General features: G+C 37.5%; 22 protein-coding genes. 8 read left to right on the forward strand and 14 right to left on the reverse strand.

What is annotated here, in order from left to right:
• Positions 1–6: 6 nt before the first annotated feature.
• The 3 genes from ribD to NYE73_RS06295 are packed head-to-tail and all read left to right on the forward strand — an operon-like array spanning position 7 to position 2,781.
• On the forward strand, positions 7–1,119 hold the full coding sequence (gene ribD, locus NYE73_RS06285) for a bifunctional diaminohydroxyphosphoribosylaminopyrimidine deaminase/5-amino-6-(5-phosphoribosylamino)uracil reductase RibD (protein WP_082148121.1): 1,113 nt from the start codon (positions 7–9) through the stop codon (positions 1,117–1,119).
• Positions 1,116–2,201: an FAD-dependent monooxygenase gene (locus NYE73_RS06290; RefSeq protein ID WP_259949924.1), complete on the forward strand. Its 1,086-nt coding sequence runs from the start codon at positions 1,116–1,118 to the stop codon at positions 2,199–2,201. The genes ribD and NYE73_RS06290 overlap by 4 nt, the downstream gene beginning before the upstream one ends.
• Positions 2,202–2,217: 16 nt before the next feature.
• The gene (locus NYE73_RS06295) at positions 2,218–2,781 is read left to right on the forward strand and encodes a 5' nucleotidase, NT5C type (RefSeq protein WP_259949926.1); all 564 of its coding nucleotides are present in this window, start codon (positions 2,218–2,220) and stop codon (positions 2,779–2,781) included.
• A 42-nt stretch (positions 2,782–2,823) separates the two neighbouring features.
• Here the strand turns inward: NYE73_RS06295 and solA are convergent, their stop codons facing one another.
• The 4 genes from solA to NYE73_RS06315 all read right to left on the reverse strand — a co-directional run bounded on the left by solA (position 2,824) and on the right by NYE73_RS06315 (position 7,918).
• On the reverse strand, positions 2,824–3,939 hold the full coding sequence (gene solA, locus NYE73_RS06300; RefSeq protein ID WP_259949927.1) for an N-methyl-L-tryptophan oxidase: 1,116 nt from the start codon (positions 3,937–3,939) through the stop codon (positions 2,824–2,826).
• A gap of 125 nt (positions 3,940–4,064) precedes the next feature.
• Positions 4,065–5,414, reverse strand: a complete 1,350-nt coding sequence (locus tag NYE73_RS06305; protein ID WP_259949928.1) for a uracil-xanthine permease family protein — start codon at positions 5,412–5,414, stop codon at positions 4,065–4,067.
• A gap of 51 nt (positions 5,415–5,465) precedes the next feature.
• Positions 5,466–6,833 (reverse strand): guanine deaminase, encoded by a 1,368-nt coding sequence (guaD, locus tag NYE73_RS06310; protein ID WP_259949929.1) that lies wholly within the window; start codon positions 6,831–6,833, stop codon positions 5,466–5,468.
• A 194-nt stretch (positions 6,834–7,027) separates the two neighbouring features.
• The gene (locus NYE73_RS06315) at positions 7,028–7,918 is read right to left on the reverse strand and encodes a LysR family transcriptional regulator (RefSeq protein WP_258860311.1); all 891 of its coding nucleotides are present in this window, start codon (positions 7,916–7,918) and stop codon (positions 7,028–7,030) included.
• Between the two features lie 117 nt (positions 7,919–8,035).
• On the opposite strand from NYE73_RS06315, the gene NYE73_RS06320 reads away from it, so the two are divergent.
• The 3 genes from NYE73_RS06320 (at position 8,036) to NYE73_RS06330 (ending at position 10,675) form a co-directional block, all read left to right on the forward strand.
• Entirely contained in the window at positions 8,036–9,220 is a 1,185-nt protein-coding gene (locus tag NYE73_RS06320; RefSeq protein ID WP_259949930.1) for a YbfB/YjiJ family MFS transporter, read from the forward strand.
• A gap of 185 nt (positions 9,221–9,405) precedes the next feature.
• Positions 9,406–10,146: a class I SAM-dependent methyltransferase gene (locus NYE73_RS06325; protein WP_259949931.1), complete on the forward strand. Its 741-nt coding sequence runs from the start codon at positions 9,406–9,408 to the stop codon at positions 10,144–10,146.
• A gap of 13 nt (positions 10,147–10,159) precedes the next feature.
• Positions 10,160–10,675, forward strand: coding sequence for a DUF6886 family protein (locus NYE73_RS06330; RefSeq protein WP_259949932.1), 516 nt, complete (start codon positions 10,160–10,162; stop codon positions 10,673–10,675).
• Positions 10,676–10,723: 48 nt separating this feature from the next.
• On the opposite strand, the gene NYE73_RS06335 is transcribed toward NYE73_RS06330, so the two are convergent.
• Positions 10,724–11,209, reverse strand: a complete 486-nt coding sequence (locus tag NYE73_RS06335) for an NUDIX hydrolase (RefSeq protein WP_259949934.1) — start codon at positions 11,207–11,209, stop codon at positions 10,724–10,726.
• A 19-nt stretch (positions 11,210–11,228) separates the two neighbouring features.
• A complete protein-coding gene (locus NYE73_RS06340) occupies positions 11,229–11,774 on the reverse strand; it encodes a GrpB family protein (protein ID WP_259949936.1) in 546 nt (181 codons plus the stop codon).
• An 82-nt stretch (positions 11,775–11,856) separates the two neighbouring features.
• Here NYE73_RS06340 and NYE73_RS06345 point away from each other — a divergent pair, with 82 nt between their 5' ends.
• The gene (locus tag NYE73_RS06345) at positions 11,857–12,306 is read left to right on the forward strand and encodes a DUF523 domain-containing protein (RefSeq protein ID WP_054550630.1); all 450 of its coding nucleotides are present in this window, start codon (positions 11,857–11,859) and stop codon (positions 12,304–12,306) included.
• A gap of 39 nt (positions 12,307–12,345) precedes the next feature.
• On the opposite strand, the gene NYE73_RS06350 is transcribed toward NYE73_RS06345, so the two are convergent.
• The 5 genes from NYE73_RS06350 to NYE73_RS06370 all read right to left on the reverse strand — a co-directional run bounded on the left by NYE73_RS06350 (position 12,346) and on the right by NYE73_RS06370 (position 16,045).
• Positions 12,346–12,522, reverse strand: coding sequence for a hypothetical protein (locus NYE73_RS06350; RefSeq protein ID WP_259949938.1), 177 nt, complete (start codon positions 12,520–12,522; stop codon positions 12,346–12,348).
• Between the two features lie 32 nt (positions 12,523–12,554).
• Entirely contained in the window at positions 12,555–13,253 is a 699-nt protein-coding gene (locus tag NYE73_RS06355; protein ID WP_048391214.1) for a hypothetical protein, read from the reverse strand.
• A gap of 18 nt (positions 13,254–13,271) precedes the next feature.
• A complete protein-coding gene (locus NYE73_RS06360) occupies positions 13,272–14,144 on the reverse strand; it encodes an ABC transporter ATP-binding protein (protein ID WP_115673490.1) in 873 nt (290 codons plus the stop codon).
• 159 nt (positions 14,145–14,303) lie between these two features.
• The gene (locus NYE73_RS06365) at positions 14,304–15,320 is read right to left on the reverse strand and encodes an ABC transporter permease (protein WP_259949939.1); all 1,017 of its coding nucleotides are present in this window, start codon (positions 15,318–15,320) and stop codon (positions 14,304–14,306) included.
• Positions 15,317–16,045, reverse strand: coding sequence for an ABC transporter ATP-binding protein (locus tag NYE73_RS06370; RefSeq protein WP_112117601.1), 729 nt, complete (start codon positions 16,043–16,045; stop codon positions 15,317–15,319). The genes NYE73_RS06365 and NYE73_RS06370 overlap by 4 nt, the downstream gene beginning before the upstream one ends.
• A 116-nt stretch (positions 16,046–16,161) precedes the next feature.
• On the opposite strand from NYE73_RS06370, the gene NYE73_RS06375 reads away from it, so the two are divergent.
• Positions 16,162–16,758 (forward strand): TetR/AcrR family transcriptional regulator, encoded by a 597-nt coding sequence (locus tag NYE73_RS06375; RefSeq protein WP_016993228.1) that lies wholly within the window; start codon positions 16,162–16,164, stop codon positions 16,756–16,758.
• 40 nt (positions 16,759–16,798) lie between these two features.
• Here NYE73_RS06375 and NYE73_RS06380 read toward each other — a convergent pair whose 3' ends face one another.
• Genes NYE73_RS06380 through NYE73_RS06390 form a run of 3 tightly spaced genes read right to left on the reverse strand, consistent with a single transcriptional unit; the run spans position 16,799 to position 19,137 of the window.
• Complete coding sequence (locus NYE73_RS06380) at positions 16,799–17,596, reverse strand: ABC transporter permease subunit (RefSeq protein WP_175400711.1); 798 nt, start codon at positions 17,594–17,596, stop codon at positions 16,799–16,801.
• Positions 17,597–17,598: 2 nt separating this feature from the next.
• Positions 17,599–18,480 carry an ABC transporter ATP-binding protein gene (locus tag NYE73_RS06385; RefSeq protein ID WP_233436359.1) on the reverse strand — a complete coding sequence of 294 codons (882 nt, stop codon included), beginning with the start codon at positions 18,478–18,480 and terminating at the stop codon, positions 17,599–17,601.
• A 21-nt stretch (positions 18,481–18,501) separates the two neighbouring features.
• Positions 18,502–19,137 (reverse strand): TetR/AcrR family transcriptional regulator, encoded by a 636-nt coding sequence (locus NYE73_RS06390; RefSeq protein WP_048391200.1) that lies wholly within the window; start codon positions 19,135–19,137, stop codon positions 18,502–18,504.
• Positions 19,138–19,188: the final 51 nt, after the last annotated feature.

The following is a 19,188-nucleotide window of genomic DNA, read 5'->3' on the forward strand; positions in this document are numbered from 1 at the left end:
GCGATGATGATGAATGTAGATGAAAAGTATATGCAACTGGCTTTGGATTTAGCAGCTAGTGCTAAAGGAAATACGAACCCTAATCCACTTGTTGGGGCTGTAATCGTGAAGAACGGTGTGATTGTAGGTACAGGTTTACACAGAAAAGCAGGGGAACCACATGCTGAAGTGCATGCTTTTCGAATGGCTGGAGAGCATGCACTGGGTGCTACGTTATATGTAACGTTAGAGCCTTGTTCACATTATGGTAAGACACCTCCTTGTGCCAATTTAGTGAAGGAATCTGGTGTCAGTCGAGTGGTAATTGCTATGCAAGATCCAAATCCAGCAGTAGCAGGTCGTGGCATCCAATTGCTACAAGATGCTGGAATAATGGTGGAAGTAGGGGTTTTAGAGCAACAAGCGCGCCGTTTAAATGAGCGTTTTATTCACAATATGCTTACGCATCGTCCTTTTGTTATTTCAAAATTTGCTATGACTTTAGATGGGAAAATTGCTACGCATACAGGACATTCAAAATGGGTAACTGGAGAGGGTGCACGTGAGGATGTTCACCATATTCGTCATGAAGTAGATGGAATTTTAGTTGGCGTGGGTACAGTCATTGCTGATAATCCTTCTTTAACAACAAGACTAAAAGAAGGATATGGAAAAAATCCAACACGTATTATTATGGATAGTTCTCTACGTACACCTGACAATGCAAATGTCTTGAATACAGAGGATGCACCAACGATTCTTGTTTGTAGTGACGACGTAAGCCAAGAAAAAATTCATTTATTTACAGAAAAAGGTGTTACAGTTTTACCCGTACAAAAAAATGAATATGGATTACAGATTGATGAGATGCTTGAAAAGCTTTATATACACGGCATAACAGATATTTTGCTAGAAGGTGGAAGTAAAATGAATGCTTCCTTTTTACAGCAAGGTGCAATCGATAAATATGTAGTATATATAGCACCTAAAGTTTTGGGTGGAAATCTATCGTTAACGCCGTTTGCCGGCTATAATCCCTCTCTCATGCATGAGGCATGGAATGTTGAGTTTGCATCATTTGATAAAATAGGCGAGGATTTGCGTATTATTGCCTATCCAAAGCAGGGTGAAAAAAAGTGAACTATCAAGTAGATGTCTGTATAGTAGGGGCAGGTCCTGCTGGTGCATTGTTATCCTACCTACTTGCTAAAAAAGGGCTGTCAGTGATTTTATTAGAGCAAAATGTAGCACTTGGTCAGGCATTTCGTGGCGAGCATTTAAATGAGGAAGGGGAGGCTGTTTTAAAAAGCCACCATCTTTTCGAAGCAGTCGAGGCACTCGGTATATTACGAATGGAGAAGCTTGAGTATTATGCTGGTGGCAGAGCATTTAAAACAATTCTTCCAGATGAAGCAATAGGACATTTAGGCATTCATGTACCACAGGCAAATTTATTAAAAGGAATTTTACAAAAAGCACAGCTGTTCCCTAACTTTACATGCCTGCTACATACAAAGGTTACAAAGCTGATTGAGGATGCTACTGGTCATTATAGAGGCGTTATGGCGATAAAAAACGGAAACCCTATAAAAATCGATAGTCAGTTAATTATCGGTGCGGATGGTCGTTATTCTACTATTCGTAAGCAAGCACATATTGATGTTCAGAAACAGAAGCATGGCTTTGATTTACTGTGGGCTAAAATTCCTGCACCAGCTGATTGGGAACCATCCATAAAAATGGCACTCATCAATGATAAGCAGCTGTCATTGTTTACACAAGTTGGCGGTTATCTTCAAATAGGCTGGAATATTGAGCAAGGTAGTTTCCCTCAGCTTCGAAAACTAGCATTTACACCCTTTATCCAGCAGCTTGTGGAGGCATTTCCAGAATTAACGAAGACAGTACAGGCACAGATAACTTCCTGGCAGGATTTTGTTTTGCTTGATGTCTTTAGTAGCCATTGTAATAGTTGGGGGACAAAGGGCCTTGTCTTGCTAGGGGACGCCGTTCACACAATGACACCAACAGGCGCTTTTGGACTGAATAGTGCACTAAAAGATGCAGATTGTCTTGCGTCATTGCTAAATAAAGACACACTAGCACAATTTAACGTACAATATTTTCAACAAATGCGTGAGCAAGCCATTGAGGAAGTATTAGCAAAACAAATTGAAAAAGAGCAGACATTTGCTTCTAACTTTATAAACAAGGCTTCGTGAAAGGACGAACAACCAGATGAAGTTTGGCTTTGATATAGATGACACATTAATTGATTTACGCGCACATGCCTTTTTACTTTATAATAGAAAGCTTGGCAAAAAGGTTTCCTTTGAAACCTTTCAAGCGATACAACGAGTAGAAATTCATGAACCATTTGGATTAACAGATGAGGAGGGTTCTGCCATGTGGAATAGCGCATTGGAAGAGATCTATTTTACGGACTGTCCATCTTTTGATGGTGCTTTAAAAACCCTCCAAACTTTAGCAGAGCAGGGACATGACATTTACTATATTACATCTCGTCCAAAACAATATTGTGCGCAAACAAAAGCTTGGATGGAAGCACAGGGCTTTCCCATAACAGACGGTCATTTTTTTTGTGGCATGCAAGATGCAGAAAAAGTAGCCATTATAAAAGAGCTTGCTTTAGATATTTATGTAGATGATAAACCAGCAGTACTTGAGACACTTCATGATGTGACAACTAAGGTAATCTTAAAGAATCAATCTTATAACCAGCATGTAAATCTTCCACGTTTATATGATTGGCAAGAGTTTCAAACGATGTTAACAAAATAAAGGATTGGTGCAACGACTAACCGTTGTACCGATCCTTTTTTGCTAAAATCGACTAAGTTTAAAGGTAGATAAATCTTGTTTACTTTTGCCTTCTACAATTAAATCTGCAAGAGCTTCCCCAATGGCACTACTAAATTTAAAGCCATGACCAGAAAAACCTGCAGCAATCACAATATTCTGATGTTCAGGTAAAAAGTCGATGATGAAATCTTCATCTGGTGTCATCGAATACTTACATGTTTTTCCGTATTTAAGCGTTCCATGCTGAGGCATAAACTGATCAACGAAGTTTTGTAAGTCAACAGCATCAGACGCATCAAACGGACGTAGAGGGTCGTTTGGATTAACCACATCACCACCATCGTGTCGTCCAAGTTTTAACCCCGCTCCATCAATACTTGGAAAACCGTAGTAGGTTGAATCGGCAAATTCAAAGCAATAGGCTGGAAAAACTTCATCACGATACAGCTGCTCATCTGCCTCAAACCATGCAAAGGTTTTCCGCGTTGGTGTGACGGGTATGCTCACGTCTACTGTTTGTAGTAATTCTGTTGCCCATGCACCCGCCGTTACTATTAATTGCTTTGCTTTATAGCTATTATGTACTGTTTGTACCTGTACAATATCACCAGCTTGGATAGCCAATACTTTTTCATTTGTTCGGAGGCTTGCACCCGCCTCCAAGGCTAATTTTTTATAGGCTTGGATACATGCTTCAACACGAAGGACACCAGCTGTGGGTTCAAAGCAAGCAACTAAATTTTTTGGCAAGAATAACCCTGGCCATTTGTTCATCGCCTCATCAGGTGAATAGTGTTCAAGTGCTAAATCATAGAGCGCAGCACTAGCCTCCACATTTTGAATAAAGGCACATGTTGGCTCTCCAATATTAACTACTCCAGTTTGTAAAAATAAGCTTTCATTTGCTAAAGACTCTAGCTCTTGCCAAAGCTCGCCAGCTCTTTTTACAAAAGGTACATAGCTAGCTCCTTCACCATAAGCAAAGCGAATGATTCTTGTATCCCCATGATGACTACCTTCTTCATGGGGTGGAGTAAAGGCATCTAGCATAAGTACATTTTTTCCTTCCTTTGCTAAAAAGTAACCAGCCGCCATCCCCATGGAGCCAGCACCAACTATTATGACATCATAGTCCATTCTAATCCCTACTTTTTTGCTCTAGTATAACAGATTTATAGGGAAGGAAACAGAAATTTAGAAAATAAATAGACACAGCACCTGCAATCCGAATGGACTAGAGATGCTGTGCGTTGAGATAGCTACTATTTTGAGCTTGGTAAAATTTTATTAAGGAAAATCGCTACGAGCGCAGCGGTTGCAATAGGCGAACCAAATAAATACTGCACGGTAGTAGGTAAGGAATACAGGAAATCATCAGGCAATAATGTCAAAGCTAACGTTAAAATAACAGGAATTGCAATGACATACATTTCCTTTTCACCAATATGTTCATTTTTCATGACCTGCAAACCACTAATGGCTATTATGCCGCAGACGATCACAAATACACCACCAATAACAGCTGAAGGAATTGCTGAGATGAGTGCTGCTAATTTACCAGAGAAGCCGAAGACGATAAACCAAATACCTGCTGCTATAAAGACACGACGGCTCGCAATCCCAGTAATAGAGATAACACCTGCATTTGTTGAGTAACCTGTCACAGGAGTGGAGCCAAGTAAAGAAGCAATAAAGCAGCCAATTCCTTCACCAATAACACCACGGTTAATTTGTTTATTTGTTAAAGGTTGGTCGATGACATTGCTAATGGCAAACCATGTTCCTGTTGTTTCAGCCATTAAGACAATATATATAATGACCATTGTGATAATAGCAGAAATATTAAAGCTAAAACTAAAATCTGCAAATGGAATTTGTGGCATGCTAAACCATTTGGCTTGCGATACAGGAGATAAATCTAAAACATCCATGATATTTGCTGCAATACTACCAGCAATTAAGGCAATGATGACAGAAGCAATTCGGAATAGACGTCCTTTTTGATGGAAGACTGTGCCTAACATGACACAGATAATTAACACGAATGCTGAGATAAGTGCTAAATAAATGTTTTGATTTATGGATGCGCCTGCACCATTAAAAATATTATCTCTTAAACCAACAGGCATTAAGGACAGTCCAACCACAAAGATAATCGTTCCACCAACAATTGGTGGAATAAATGTTTGGACAATTTTATTGAAGATACCTGTATAGCCTAAAATAATAACCAAAATGGCTCCAATTAAACTAGCACCTAGCACAGTACTCCAACCTAAATCACCACTACCACTTGCTGCATAGATTCCAACAATGGCACCAAGTGGAACATAGGATGGACCTTGTGCCATCGGTAATTTCATACAAAAGTGTGTTTGCACAATCGTCGCGACCCCAGCTGCAATAAAGGTTGATTGAATCAAGGCGCTTGCCTGACCAGTTTGTAGACCGATTAGCATGGCAATTAAAAAGGGCACCACATAAACATCCATAGCCATAACATGCTGTAAACCGAGTAGAGCAGACTGACCGAACGAAATTTTTTCATCTGGTAACACGGTTAATTGTGTTTGTTTTGTTTGATTAGTTAGTTTTCTATGTTGTGTTTCCACGAAGTTGTACACCTCAAAATGATAGATTTTTATTAGAGAATAAGAGAATGATTAGCCTCTCGTATGAACTTTATTTCCTTGCACCCATACCTCGCGAATATTTTCTGGGCGTACAAGATACATGATTTTTTGGAATATATCGTGTAAATCTTCATTTGGATCAAAAATCGGAAGCCTAGCAGTAGGAATTTTTGTATCGATAATTTGTACATCCCATGTATAGTTTTCCTGTAAACGGCCAATTGGAAGACTTAAGCTTTCTCCACCACCAGCTGTCGCAAGATAGAAGGCCTCATTTATTGTAATGCGTGAATTTGGGACACCACGCTTTTCGGCGGAAATGGTTGTATCTACACCATCCTCTAGCATTCTCGATGACATAACAGTTTGTCTTGCATTATCAAAAAGACTAGGAGAAAATCCACCTGAAACATCTGAGCCTAATCCAATGTCAACGCCCATTGCATGGAAGCGGGCGATTGGAATCACGCTGTTTGCAAAATAGGCATTAGAGATTGGACAATGGCCAATGGCAGTGCCAGTTTCAGCAAATAATCGGGCATCCTCATCACTTAAGAAATTACAATGAGCCATGACAGATTTATCACCTAACAAACCAAAGTCATGTAAGGCAACGGCATCATTTTTGTTGAATCGTTCTTTGACGTAGCCGTGCTCCCAGTCACTTTCACTACAATGTGATTGAATATGTGTATCGTATTTCGCAGCCAGTTCACCTAAGCCCTTTAAGGCACCGTCCGTACAGCTTGGAATAAAGCGAGGCGTGACAACAGGATAAACACCCTGTTTAGTCGTTTTGGCTAAATCTTTTACAGCTAAAATAAATTCCTCTGTATCCTCTAATGCGGTTTTCGTGTTTTCATCTCGATAAAAATCAGGATTCTGTTCAGGATCGTCCATGACCACTTTTCCGACTAATCCTCGCTGTCCCTTTTCAGCACAGATTTTCGCTAAAAGTACACTGGCGTCCTTATGAACCGTCGCAAAATATAATGATGTAGTTGTGCCATTGGCAAGTAGTGTGCTTACTAAATCCTCATAAACTTCTTGAGCAAATGCTAAATCGGAGAATTTTGATTCGATAGGGAAAGTATATGTGTTTAACCAATCGTAAAGAGGAATGTCTAAAGCTGTCCCAGATTGTGCCCATTGAGGTGCATGTACATGCAAATCGACAAATCCCGGTAGGAAATATTGGCCTTCAGCTAATGCATGGAAGTTATTTTGATCTTGATATGTAATTAATAGTTGTTGGTAATCAGCTTGTTCAGGAGCGACAGTTTTAACAATCATGCCTTCAGCATTAATGAAAAATAAATAATCCTTTAAAATGTGAACGTCAGTAGCAGATTTACTAGTAAAAGCTGTTCCTTTGAAAATATGCGTATATTCAGACATAAAAACCACCTTAATGTTCGTTTATTGATAATAACACGGATTATTATAGGCTATAAAAACTATTAAGTCTACAAAAAAACGAATATTAGTATGGTGACTAAAGAAATATATGCACCTTTTTAACTACATTTTTACAGCTTTGACAAGCGTTGATAGATAACAAAAGAAGGCACCTATTTGAGAGTGCCTTCTTTCTACATGATCGATTCATTGATGATGTGAAGAAAATTATTAAAGGATGTGGAGTGATGCAATTCATTTTTTCTTGTACAAAGGTAGATCGGTCGTTGGATATCAATGTCCTTAATAAAAACGCGGGCAACTTGCTGCTGTAGAATAAAGCTAGAAGCTGCTATGGATGGTGCTAGCATTGTACCAAAACCTGCCGCAATGGCATGTATGGATTCATTAATCCCGTCTAGTTGTAAACCTACTTTCGGTGGAGGAATTTTATGCACTTTACATAGGGCATTTAAGTATTCTTTTGTGGAACTACCATCCTCCCTTGTGACGAAGGGCTGCTGCATAAGTTCTGCAAGGGATACTGTTTGACCTGCCAGATGATGGTTATACGGCACAATAAACCAATAATCTAAATTCATTAGAAATTGATAATTAATATCAGCATGATGTCCATCTTCTTTGACGATAAAAGCTAAATCAGCTTTATAATGGAGTAAATCCTCAATTACTTGCTGGGAATTGGCGGTCTTTAAATGAATATGTGTTGCTGGATAAACTTGTTTAAATTGAGCTAACCATTTAGGTAGTAAAAAATGGGAGGGAACATGTGTGGAGGCAATTTGCAATTCTTCATTGCCCGTATTTTTAAGCTGTTCAACTTTATTTTCAATATCAGTTTCTAGATCAAATAAGCGCTGTGCCTGTTTGTATAAAAAAGTACCATTTTGGGTTAGCGAAATGCCCCTACCTTTGGCTTCTAGCAGTGTCAAGCCTAGTTCTTTCTCTAAATTTCGAATTTGAATGGTTACAGCAGGCTGACTAATCATAAGTGTCTGTGCCGCTTTGGAAACACTATTGAGTTCAGCCACCTTTGTAAATAAACGTAGAGCATGTAAATTCATGTCGTTACACCTTTCATAAATTTTTTTTATGCTTTTATATACATTATATATTAGATTTATTAATTTGCGCTCTGTATCCTTTTAATTACAGTAGAATATATGAGAGGGGGGTTCATCATGAATCGACAACATATAGGAATTGTCTTTGGAGGAATTTTATTATTAGTTGTTGCAATGGGGATTAGTCGATTTGCCTTCACACCGATTCTACCTTTTATGCGTCATGATGTAGGATTTTCATTGAAAGTGGCTGGTTTTTTAGCTTCAAGCAATTATATTGGTTATTTCATTGGCGCATTATGGGCAGGGTTCATTTATCGTCAACGTAAAAATGTTTTAATGGCAAGTGTTGTTACCAATGTCCTATCTGTTATATTAATGGGCTTAATAGAAGTGTATAGTGTCTGGCTAGTTCTGCGTTTAATTGCTGGCATTACAGGGGGCCTTATTTTTGTGTTAACATCGAGTATTATTATGGATTACTTGGCGAAGCATTCATTATCACGATGGTCTGGCTATGTATTTAGTGGTATAGGCTTAGGGATTGCTATTTCAGGTTTATGTGTACCTGCTATAGAAGCAAGATTTGCTTGGCAGGGTGCATGGTTAGGCTTAGGAATTTTATCAGCGATTTTTTTATTTATTACCTCTTATTTATGGAGAAGTTTAGTGGTGCAAGACAGCACAAAAGTTACGAATTCTCTTGATACAAAAATGACAAAGGGTTTTATGCCATGGCTGATTTTATCCTATGGATTAGAGGGGTTAGGCTATATTATTACAGGTACTTTTTTAGTCGATATTATTCATAATATTCCTTCTCTTCAAGCTTACTCTTCCTATAGCTGGGTCATTGTGGGGCTCGCGGCTATTCCATCAGCTCCTGTTTGGACGGTCTTATTAGAGAAGTTTTCAGCTATAAAAATTTTGTTTGTGGCATACATACTGCAAGTGGTTGGTATCCTGTTACCTGTTTTTGCACAAACGGTATGGAGCGTTTTACTAGCATCTTTTTTATTCGGTCTAACCTTTGTAGGAATTGTCACGCTAACTACTTCCTATGCACGACAGCTATTCCCGACAAAGAGCGGATTCGTTGTTTCTTTATTAACAACCTTTTATGCTTTTGGACAAATTATCGGACCGATTATCGCAGGAAAACTGGTTGAAGTTTATAGTAGCTATAAAGCAGCACTTATATTTGCTGGTGTCATAGTGTTTCTTGCATTGCTCGTTATGGTAATTGGTAGATGGCTAACTGTAAAAAAAGAAGCTGTTGCTGAACATACAATTTCTATATAACGCATAAAAGCCAGAAATCCTATTTGGATTTCTGGCTTTATCATTTACTTAAAGAAGCCGTGCCTCTATCTACATGATATTAAAAAATAAAATAAAAGTCTATATATTTTTTTCTTTATATGGAAAAATAGACAAGTGCACACAGGACGTAACGTTACGATTTTACTTTGAAATGGGGACTGTAAATGAACACAGAACAAGCTATTCAACGCTGGAATCGATATGCGGAAAGGTATACAGCAAACTACGATGAGCAGGGGGATATTCATCGTGTCGTACTGTTAAATCCCACCATCTTTTCTTTGCTAGGTGAGGTAGATGGAAACCATCTATTAGATGCAGGATGTGGAGAAGGCTATTTAAGCAGATTACTGGTAAAGAAGGGTGCAAGAGTAACAGCTGTTGATTTTTCACAAAAAATGCTAGACATTGCTATGGAAAGAACACCACAGCAGGAAGCTATTCAATTTTTACACGGGAATTGTGAAAATTTATCATTTTTAGCAGATGAACAATTTGATGGTATTGTTTCAAATATGGTTCTCCAAGATTTAGAGGATTATCAGGCTGCTCTATGTGAGATGTTTCGATTATTAAAACCTAATAGCACTTTTATTTTTTCGATTTTACATCCATGCTTTGTGACACCAAATAGTGGATGGATGAGACATGAGCAGTTAGATCAACAGTATTGGAAAGTCCAACATTATTTTTATGAAGGGGAGTATCACCAGCTAGATGCTGACCCACCAATAGTTCTATACCACCGAACATTAACAAGCTATGTGCAAGCAATTAGGCAAGCTGGATTTACTATTGAGACTATTGTAGAGCCCAAGCCATCACAAGACATGCTAAGGAAGTACCCTCAATTTGCGGAAGATTTGCATTGTGCAGATTTTATTGTTTTTAAATTAAAGAAATAAAGGAGAAGTACCCATGCGTTTATTTCATGTCAGTGAAGACCCTACTATTATGATTTTTCATCCTCGACTGCCTGAGCGACCAGATTTAGATGCCAAAAAAGGGCTAGTATGGGCAATCAACGAAAGATGCCTGCCAAACTATTTAACGCCAAGAGATTGTCCGCGTGTCTGCTTTCATGCAGGAGATCAAACAACAGAGCAGGACAGACAGCAATATCTACATCAAGCTTCACATGTAGTAGTCATAGAAAACAAGTGGTTAGAAATATTGAAAACTACAAGTCTTTACCTATATGAGTTTGATAGTAATGGATTCACTTTACAGGATGATATTGCGGGCTATTATACGAGTGAAATAACACAAATGCCCATCCATGTCTCAGAGATCAAAGATATAGCTAAAGCGTTATTGGAGCGCAATGTTGAATTGCGAATCATGGATAGCTTATGGGAAATACATGATAAAATCCAAACTACAAGCTTAAATTGGTCCATGTGCAGAATGCGCTTTGCACAACCAAGATTCTAAAAACAAGCCTCGTTATGCACCTATTGCATGGACGAGGCTTATTTATTATTAGACAGTCGGTGTTTGTTCAATTGGTGCTGAAGAGATATTGACTAATTTCTTATCTTGATATGTAAAAATATAATCATAGTTTGCTGTTTCATTGAGCATCTTAGGTAAATAATATTTTAAGTCCGCAATACCTACATTTTCAGGGTGTAAAATCCAAGTAAGCTCCTTCCAATCAAGAATGCCCTCAGCAACCTTTATCGGTGTTACATATGGAAAAGATTCAGGTAGTTCCGCTATAAACGCATACATACAGCCATAGTTAACAACCCCATCTGTCCATGTTATTTTACCTTTATAGGTAATATCCTCAACCGTGATGCCTGTTTCTTCTTTAATTTCTCGTAAGGCACCAGCTAATGGTGTTTCATCCTGTTCAATTTTGCCACCAACACCATTCCATGCGCCCATCCACTGAGGCTTATCTCTATTCAATAAAAGGATATAATCTCCCTTCTTCAGAAAACAAATTGTAAATTCAGCCAAGTTTGTTCCTCCCTTTTCTTTAGTTATCTGAATTGGCAGGAGACCAGCCAGTCTGCTGACTCCAATGATTTGCTTGTTTTAAAATTTCCCATATGATCGATTCTTTAGATTTTGTATAAAGTTGACGATTATATTGGTATTTCTTAGCCAATACATATTTTACCTGCTCATAGCGACGACAGTAATCTGGATGACGGCGCAAAAAATCTCGAAATAATAAGGCTAGCTGCTCTGCCCAACTACCAGCCTGTCGAACATGAATATGTACTCGTCTATCTCTAGGAGCCTCTCGAAAATAGCGTATAGACTTGTCTGGATTTTCTGCTCGATAACTAAAACCTAGAGATTCTAATGGAGCTTTAAATGCTGCCAATGGTGTAAACGATGCGACGGATATTTGTATATCAATTACAGGCTTTGCTGCTAGCCCTGTTACAGCAGTTGAGCCAATATGATCAATTCTCAGCGCTATGTTTCCTAAGGCCTCCCGTAATTGACAGCCTATGCTATGAAATTCCTTAGCCCATTCATCTGTATAAGGTAAAATCAAAATAGGATCAGGCATTTTATCTCCTCCCTTGGTCTTCATAATTATTGTAGCATGCGTGTTATAGTGGAATAAAGATAGTAGAGGGAGTGAGAAAACGATGATTTTAATAAGTGCTTGCTTAGCAGGTTTAAATGTTCGTTATAATGGCACAAACAGTCTAGATGAAAAAATACAAAAGCTTGTGTTAGAAAATAAAGCTGTCACGGTTTGCCCAGAGCTGATGGGAGGCTTTTCAACGCCCCGCGAACCGGCTGAAATTGTAGGTGGCAATGGACAAGATGTACTTGATGGCAACGCAACAGTGGTTGAAAGTTCTGGACGAGATGTCACAAATTTATATCTGAAGGGAGCCTATGCAACCTTACAAAAAGCACTTGAGGTAGGGGCAACTCATGTCATTTTAAAGGAATATAGCCCATCCTGTGGCAGTGCAAAGATTTATAACGGTGCGTTTAATGGAACAAAATTAGCTGGCGAAGGAGTAACTACGGCATTGCTTCGAAGAAACAATATCGTCGTGCTATCTGAAGAGAATTTTTTTGAATGATTAAAGAGAGGCCCCTAAACTAGTAGGGGCCAAATTTATTTATTCAACAATTAATATGCGAGGCGACGTTTTAGCAATTATTTTGGTCGAAATCCAGCCGCCAAAAATGGCAGCTATATGTGAATCAAACTGATTAACACTTAAGTAGTCCCTTATAATATTAGCTATATCATTTTCGTCTTCAACAATTAGTACTTTGATGTTCCCGTTGCTCATACATACTATCTCTCCTTAGTAAGATGTCTAAATCATTTTCTTCGGTTGACTAGGAAAAAAAACAAAACAATGATAAGGAATGCATAGATTATAATCCATGTGTATTGCCAATAAAAAACGTTGGGTATAACTTCAATTTGATCGCCCACACTCATCATTTCTAATGAAAAATGAAGAGGAGGAAGTAACCAAAGAAGTCCAGTTAGAATAGAATCTTTTAAAGTAGCGATCACGACAGAAATAATAAGGATGCCTATTACACCCCACCACGTATTTCGCCTATTTTTCACGAGTTCCCTAGTAAATAAAGCAGTGAGTGCAATGGCAAGTAACGATAAACTAAAATGAGACAAGAAACCTAGTAAAATATGTAATAGTTTGGGCTTCTCAAAAAATGCCTCTATTAGGATAGGATAGATGACAGAAACACAGCTTAGGCTAAAGGCAAGCAGCCCACAAATGATGAATATCCCTAAATTGTAGTCTATTGTTTTTCTCGTATGAAGGGTAGTAATCATTTTTTGTCCTTCATCTTCAGCATGAAATAATGTAACAGTAAACCAGCCCATTAAAAAAAAGAGCACAAGAGATGTAAATGAATAACTATCTAATATTGGATTAGGGACAAAAGTATAATTAACGATAAGACATAGAATGAAGATTGTAAAAGGTGGAACGTATTGATAGGTTCTTAAATAATTTATCAATTGATAACGTACTAAACTGCTCATCTTTTTCGATTCCTCCTTTCAAAAATGAGAAGAGAATTGTTCTTTTTTGTAGTGGACAGTAGCTAAATATTTAATTGAAGCATTGTGTTGTAATAATTTCAGTAAAATTTGATCTGAATCCTTTGCTGGAACAATCGTCACTATTTCATAATGTCCATTCACTAAAAGTTGTTGTTGTTGAATCTCTATCGAAGGTATGATTTCATCGAGTAATGATAGGCTAGCAATCTCAAAAATTAATCGATGCGTTGGATTGCGATCGAAACCCTCTATCTGAATGATCGTATTCTCTTGAATAAGTAAAACGGAGTCTACAAGGTTTTCGAGTAATTTGGTTTCATGACAGGTTAAGAGGATACTGAGTCCTTTGCTTCTTACTCTAGCTAAGATTTGTTCGAAATCATTTTGTGCCTTGGCATCAAGTCCTGACAATGGTTCATCCATTATCAGTAGATCAGTTTCTTCTAGCATCGCCTGCATAATCATCACCTTTTGCTTCATCCCTTTAGAGAAATGGACAATCCTTGTATCTTTTTCCTCTTTTAGTTGAAACATCTCAAGTAATTCTTCTATCTTCTGCAAAAGCTGCTTTTTAGCCATACCTCGTATACAGCCCATGTGATAAAGATATTCTTGAGGTGTAAATAAAATATGAGAAGGAGTTGTTTCTGGTACATAGCCAACTTTTAAAGACGTTTTATGCTTCACAATAGAACCACTGTCGGGTTTAATGAATGCTGCAATAATCTTGAGTAAAGTGCTTTTTCCAGAACCATTTTTCCCCACTAGAGCAATGATTTGATTGGACGCAATTGAAAACGATACATTCTCTAAAATTTTTTTCCCATTGTATTGTTTACAGATGTTTTGTACTTCCAAAATAGTAGTCATCTTCACACACCTTTATTTTTGGATAATTCTTCTCCATAAAATAATTATAATGAAAATCGACCATTCACTTCAATTAAATTGGTTATATTTCCTGTTTTTAGTTATTTCAGTTACATAAAAAAGCTCTGCTTTTTAAATAGCAGAACTTTTAAGGATTGATTACAACGAACGATATTTTTTTAAACTGATAATATTTAACGTAATGAAAACAATGGCAAAACAAGCAAGAATGCTGAGATTCACTATAATATCAGAAAGTGAATAACCTTTATACATCACACCATTCAATGCGTCCGCAGCATAGTATAGAGGCATGATACGCCCAATGTTTTGAAGCCATTCCGCCATACTATCCAGCGGGAAAATACCCGAAAAGAACACTTGAGGAACAATAACAAGCGGAATAAATTGCATCATTTGAAATTCTGAAGCGGCAAAGCTAGATAGCAACGCACCTAAGGATAACGAGACAAGAGCAACCATCATATTGATGAGTAGGACAAGCCAGATGGAGCCTACATGGACAATATCGAGCACATAAATACCAAACAGGACGATAATAATTGTTTGCAGGAACGCAAATAAACCATAGCCAACCATATAGCCTGCTACAATTTCTGAACGTTTAATCGGTGTCGCTAGTAAACGCTCCAATGTTCCAGAAGTACGCTCCTTTAATAAGGCAATGCCCGTAATTAAAAAAACAAAGAAAAAAACAAAGAAGCCAATGAGCATAGGACTAAATATATCAAAAATAGCCGTATCCTGATCACCATAAACATAGTCCGTTTTCATACTGCCTATAGAGGCTTGTGTAGGCTGTAAGATTTGAGCAAGTTGCATCATTAAAGCCTTTGCCAGAGAAGGATCATCATTTAATAAAGTTAACTTACTAACATTTTGCTCTACTGCTAGCCAACCATTATACTCTTTATCTTGTAGCTGTTTTTTTGAAAAATCATTGTCCACGATAATGGTAAAATCAGTCTCTTTTAATTTGTCGATCAATGGGGCGGGCGCATTAGAGACCACAAGTGTGACGGAAGCCTCATTACTATTGAAAATAAAATACATTAAGGACAAGACAAGAAGTGGGGCTAAAAATAATAAAGCAAGTGTCCGTCTATCTCTTTTCATTTGTTGGATGATTCTTGTGATGATAGCACCTATTCTCATTGAACGTCACCTCCAGCTTTTACAAACACCTCATCAAAGTCTTTTGCTTGATATTGTTCTTTTAACTCTTGAGGGGTACCCTGTGCAATAATATGTCCACTTCTCAGCATGGCCAATTGATCACATCTTTCCGCTTCATCCATCGCATGCGTCGTCACTAAAATGGTTTTTTGTTCTTGATCTTTTAAACGAATCAGTTCTTGCCAAATTTCCTTTTTTAAGACAGGATCTATCCCCACCGTTGGTTCATCCAAAATGAGTAGTTTAGGATTTTGAATAAGGGCAATAGCAAGAGATAATCGACGTTTCATTCCCCCCGAATAATTTTCTACTTTTTGTCGTAAGTCATCTGTTAAACGAACGAGGCTTGCCGCATAGGCTACTCTTTCTATTCGTTCCGCTTTAGATAGTGAATAAAGCTTTGCAAAAAAATGTAGATTTTCTTCCCCCGTTAAATCTGTATAAAGTGCATCTGATTGTGCCATATAGCCAATGTCATTTAATAATTGTTTATGAGGAACATTCAAATCTAATACTTGAATAGTACCACTATCAGGTTTCAGCATGCCCATAATCATTTTGATTAGTGTTGTTTTACCACAGCCTGACGGACCGAGTAAGCCCATTAACTGTCCCTTAGGAACATCCAAAGAAAGGGGGGCAATAACTTGCTTATGTTGAAATCGTTTTTCGAGAGACTTAATAGAGATTGCCTGGTTGCCCATATGGTCCTCACTCCTTCACTGAACACAATGTTGATTTGATAAAAATTTTACGGTAGCATGTGAGCAAATACAATCAACAGTTTGCCAGCAAGTGTTAAGTAAATGGAGGGAAATATGTGTCTGTACATGAAAAAATGAATTTTGAAACGAAGCAAGCCATTAAAAATGCTTTTATCCAACAAGTAGAGGAGGTAGGCTTTGAGCGTGTGACTGTAAAGAATTTAGCGTTAGTAGCTGAAATTAATCGTGGCACGTTTTATTTACATTATTCAGATAAATATGATGTGATGGAGGATTTGCAGCAAGAGCTATTAAAGGAGTTAGAGCGCTATGTCAAACATGTTCAGCCGTTGGATGCTTTTCAAACGTTAAAAATGGGGCAACTTTATCAGCCATTTATCAAGGTGATAACGTGTATAAAAGAGCATGCACCAGCTTTTCGTATGTTATTAGGAGAGCAGGGGAGCCCTAGCTTTACACAAAAGGTGAAAATGATCTTTGGGAGTCATATTTTGGACAGATTATCGCTTATACGCAAGGAAGCACAAGATCCAGAGTTTCAACAATACTTACAAGCCTTTATAGCATCTGCCATTTTGGGGGTCATTCAGGAGTGGTTGGACAAGGGGAACGAGAACTTAACGGTAGAAGAAATGGTCGCTCTACATTTTCGATTAATACGTTTTTTAGGAAATGTAGTAGGTACTATTTAATGAAAACCGCTACAGCACTGGATCTGTAGCGGCTAGAAATTTAGAGATGTAAATCTCGTTTTACAAAAAAACGAATTGCTAGACTATAGCAAAGCAAGCCAATGAGGAAAAGTGTACCTAGCATCCACCAGCAAGAGCTATTTTGTTGGATTAATTGAACTGAATCGAACAATGAATAGATTGTAATGTATTGTAATTTGTCTAGTGAACCACCCATATTGCTCAGTGCCTCAATCAGATAAAAGGCAATGGGAATGCCAGCACTATAGGCATAGGATGTTCTTAAATCTTTCGTGCTGCAAGACATAAGAAAACAGAATCCACTAATGGCAAAGTGCAATAAAAATAGCCCAAAATTTAACAGCAGTAGGGCCGTTATGTCCAGCTCATTAGGGAATAATATTTCTGCAAAGACAATCATGACCAACGTAGTAACAGCAAGGAGTGTAAAAAGGCTGATGATCAAAAATAGTGCTTGTGTAAAGACAATTTTAAAACGTGTATTCGGTGTAGCGATTAAGTATGCCATCGAACCATTATCAATATAGCCCATGATGAGCTTATTGGCTAACATGATAGAAAATACCAAAGGAAGAATCATTAATAAAAATCCATATAAATAGGTGGAGAGAAATTCTATCAAGGTATCGCCAATGCTGGTCATACCAAAGGCTGCCATCATCTCAGGCATTGTTTCTGTTAATTTTTTTAGTGTATCCGTCATTTCTGGGTTATACATATAAATTACACTGACAATATATAGCATTAGTACACCGATAATTATGGTGAATAGTTTAAGAGAGGCAAATAACTCATGCTTGAATAAGGTAAAATTCATGATTAAGCACCTCCACTTTCGTAATAATGCATAAAAATATCTTCTAGTGACTGGGAAATAACGTCTAAGTCTATAATTTTATAGTTAGATAGCGTATGGAGAAATGCTTGAAGGTCTCCCATTATAGTAATCATAACTTTTGTAGAAGAGATACGTTCAAGTACATATTCCTCATCAAGGAAGCGAGTGAGCTCTTGCTCATCTTGAAACTCAAGCATGTATTTTTTAGATTTACGTTTCTTTAAATCTGTAATGGTTTCAGTCGCCACGATTTTACCTGCATTAATAATCGCTACACGATCACAAGTTTTCTCTACTTCTTCAATCATATGAGAGGACATGAAAATGGTCGTTCCTTTGTCCTTTTCAGCTAAAATGAATTCAATAAATTTGGTTTGCATGAGCGGGTCTAAACCACTAGTAGGTTCATCTAGAATGACAATTTCGGGATGATGCATGAAGGCACAAACTAAACCAACCTTCTGCTTCATACCTTTCGACATTTTTTTTATGAGCCCAGAAGCATCTAATTCAAAGAAATGCATTAATTCCTCGGCATGGGTGTAATCATTCATCCCTCTTAACTTAGCAATAAAGTGAATAAATTGCTTACCCGTCATTTTATCAATAAACGCAATTTCTCCAGGTAAATAGCCAACAACTTGTTGAATGGTTGCAGATGCCTCCCGACAATTTAAACCGTTAATGAAACAAGAGCCCTCAGTTGGCTGTAAAAAACCCATTAAATGGCGTATAGTTGTGGATTTTCCTGCCCCATTTGGTCCTAAAAAACCGAACACTTCACCCTTTGGAATTTGTAGATGAACATTTTGTATACTATAAAAATCGCCAAACTTTTTAGTTAAATGGTTTACTTCAATCATGGACACGTCACTCACCCCATTTTATTGATACAATAATGTTTTCAAAAATAGAAAGTATTCACTAGCCTCTTCCATGCATTGCTCGATTAATTCATTAAAGAGCTCTTGATTATCTACATGCGCTTTTAATCTTTCCTCATAACGATGACTGATACCATCTGTTACCCATTGAATAGTATCAATTGCCTTTTTTATATCCAAATTTTCTCGGAATAAACTCGTATCAATTCCTTCGAATGCAGTTACATAAGCATTTTTTTGAAAAGCGGCATTGTAATGATTTAGTTCATCTCGTACCTCAGAGCTTGTTTCAGCATAGGCCTTTTTCAAAAAATCAAACAGCGCATGATATTGCTTCATGAGATCAACTTTAATTTTCATGATCTGTTCATAACGCTTAAAAATATCAGGCTCTGCTAAATCAATTTGGCGATTAAGTGCCTCGGAGAATTTAGTAGTTGTATAGTCATATAAGAAAAGATATAAATTTTTTTTACTACCAAAATAGTGATATAAAATGCCTTTTGATATATTGGCATTGCTCACAATTTTGTTTGTTGAAGCGGTAGCATAGTTATTGAGCGAAAATTCCCTTAAGGCAGCATTAATAATTGCTTGGCGCTTTTCTTCGGTTAAATTCATAAAAGCTTGATACAATTTTTTACTCCTTTCCGTCATATTTTATGCCATTATATAGAAATTGACTAC

Source organism: Lysinibacillus sp. FSL K6-0102 (assembly GCF_038003545.1).
In the GTDB taxonomy this organism is placed as follows: domain Bacteria; phylum Bacillota; class Bacilli; order Bacillales_A; family Planococcaceae; genus Lysinibacillus; species Lysinibacillus capsici.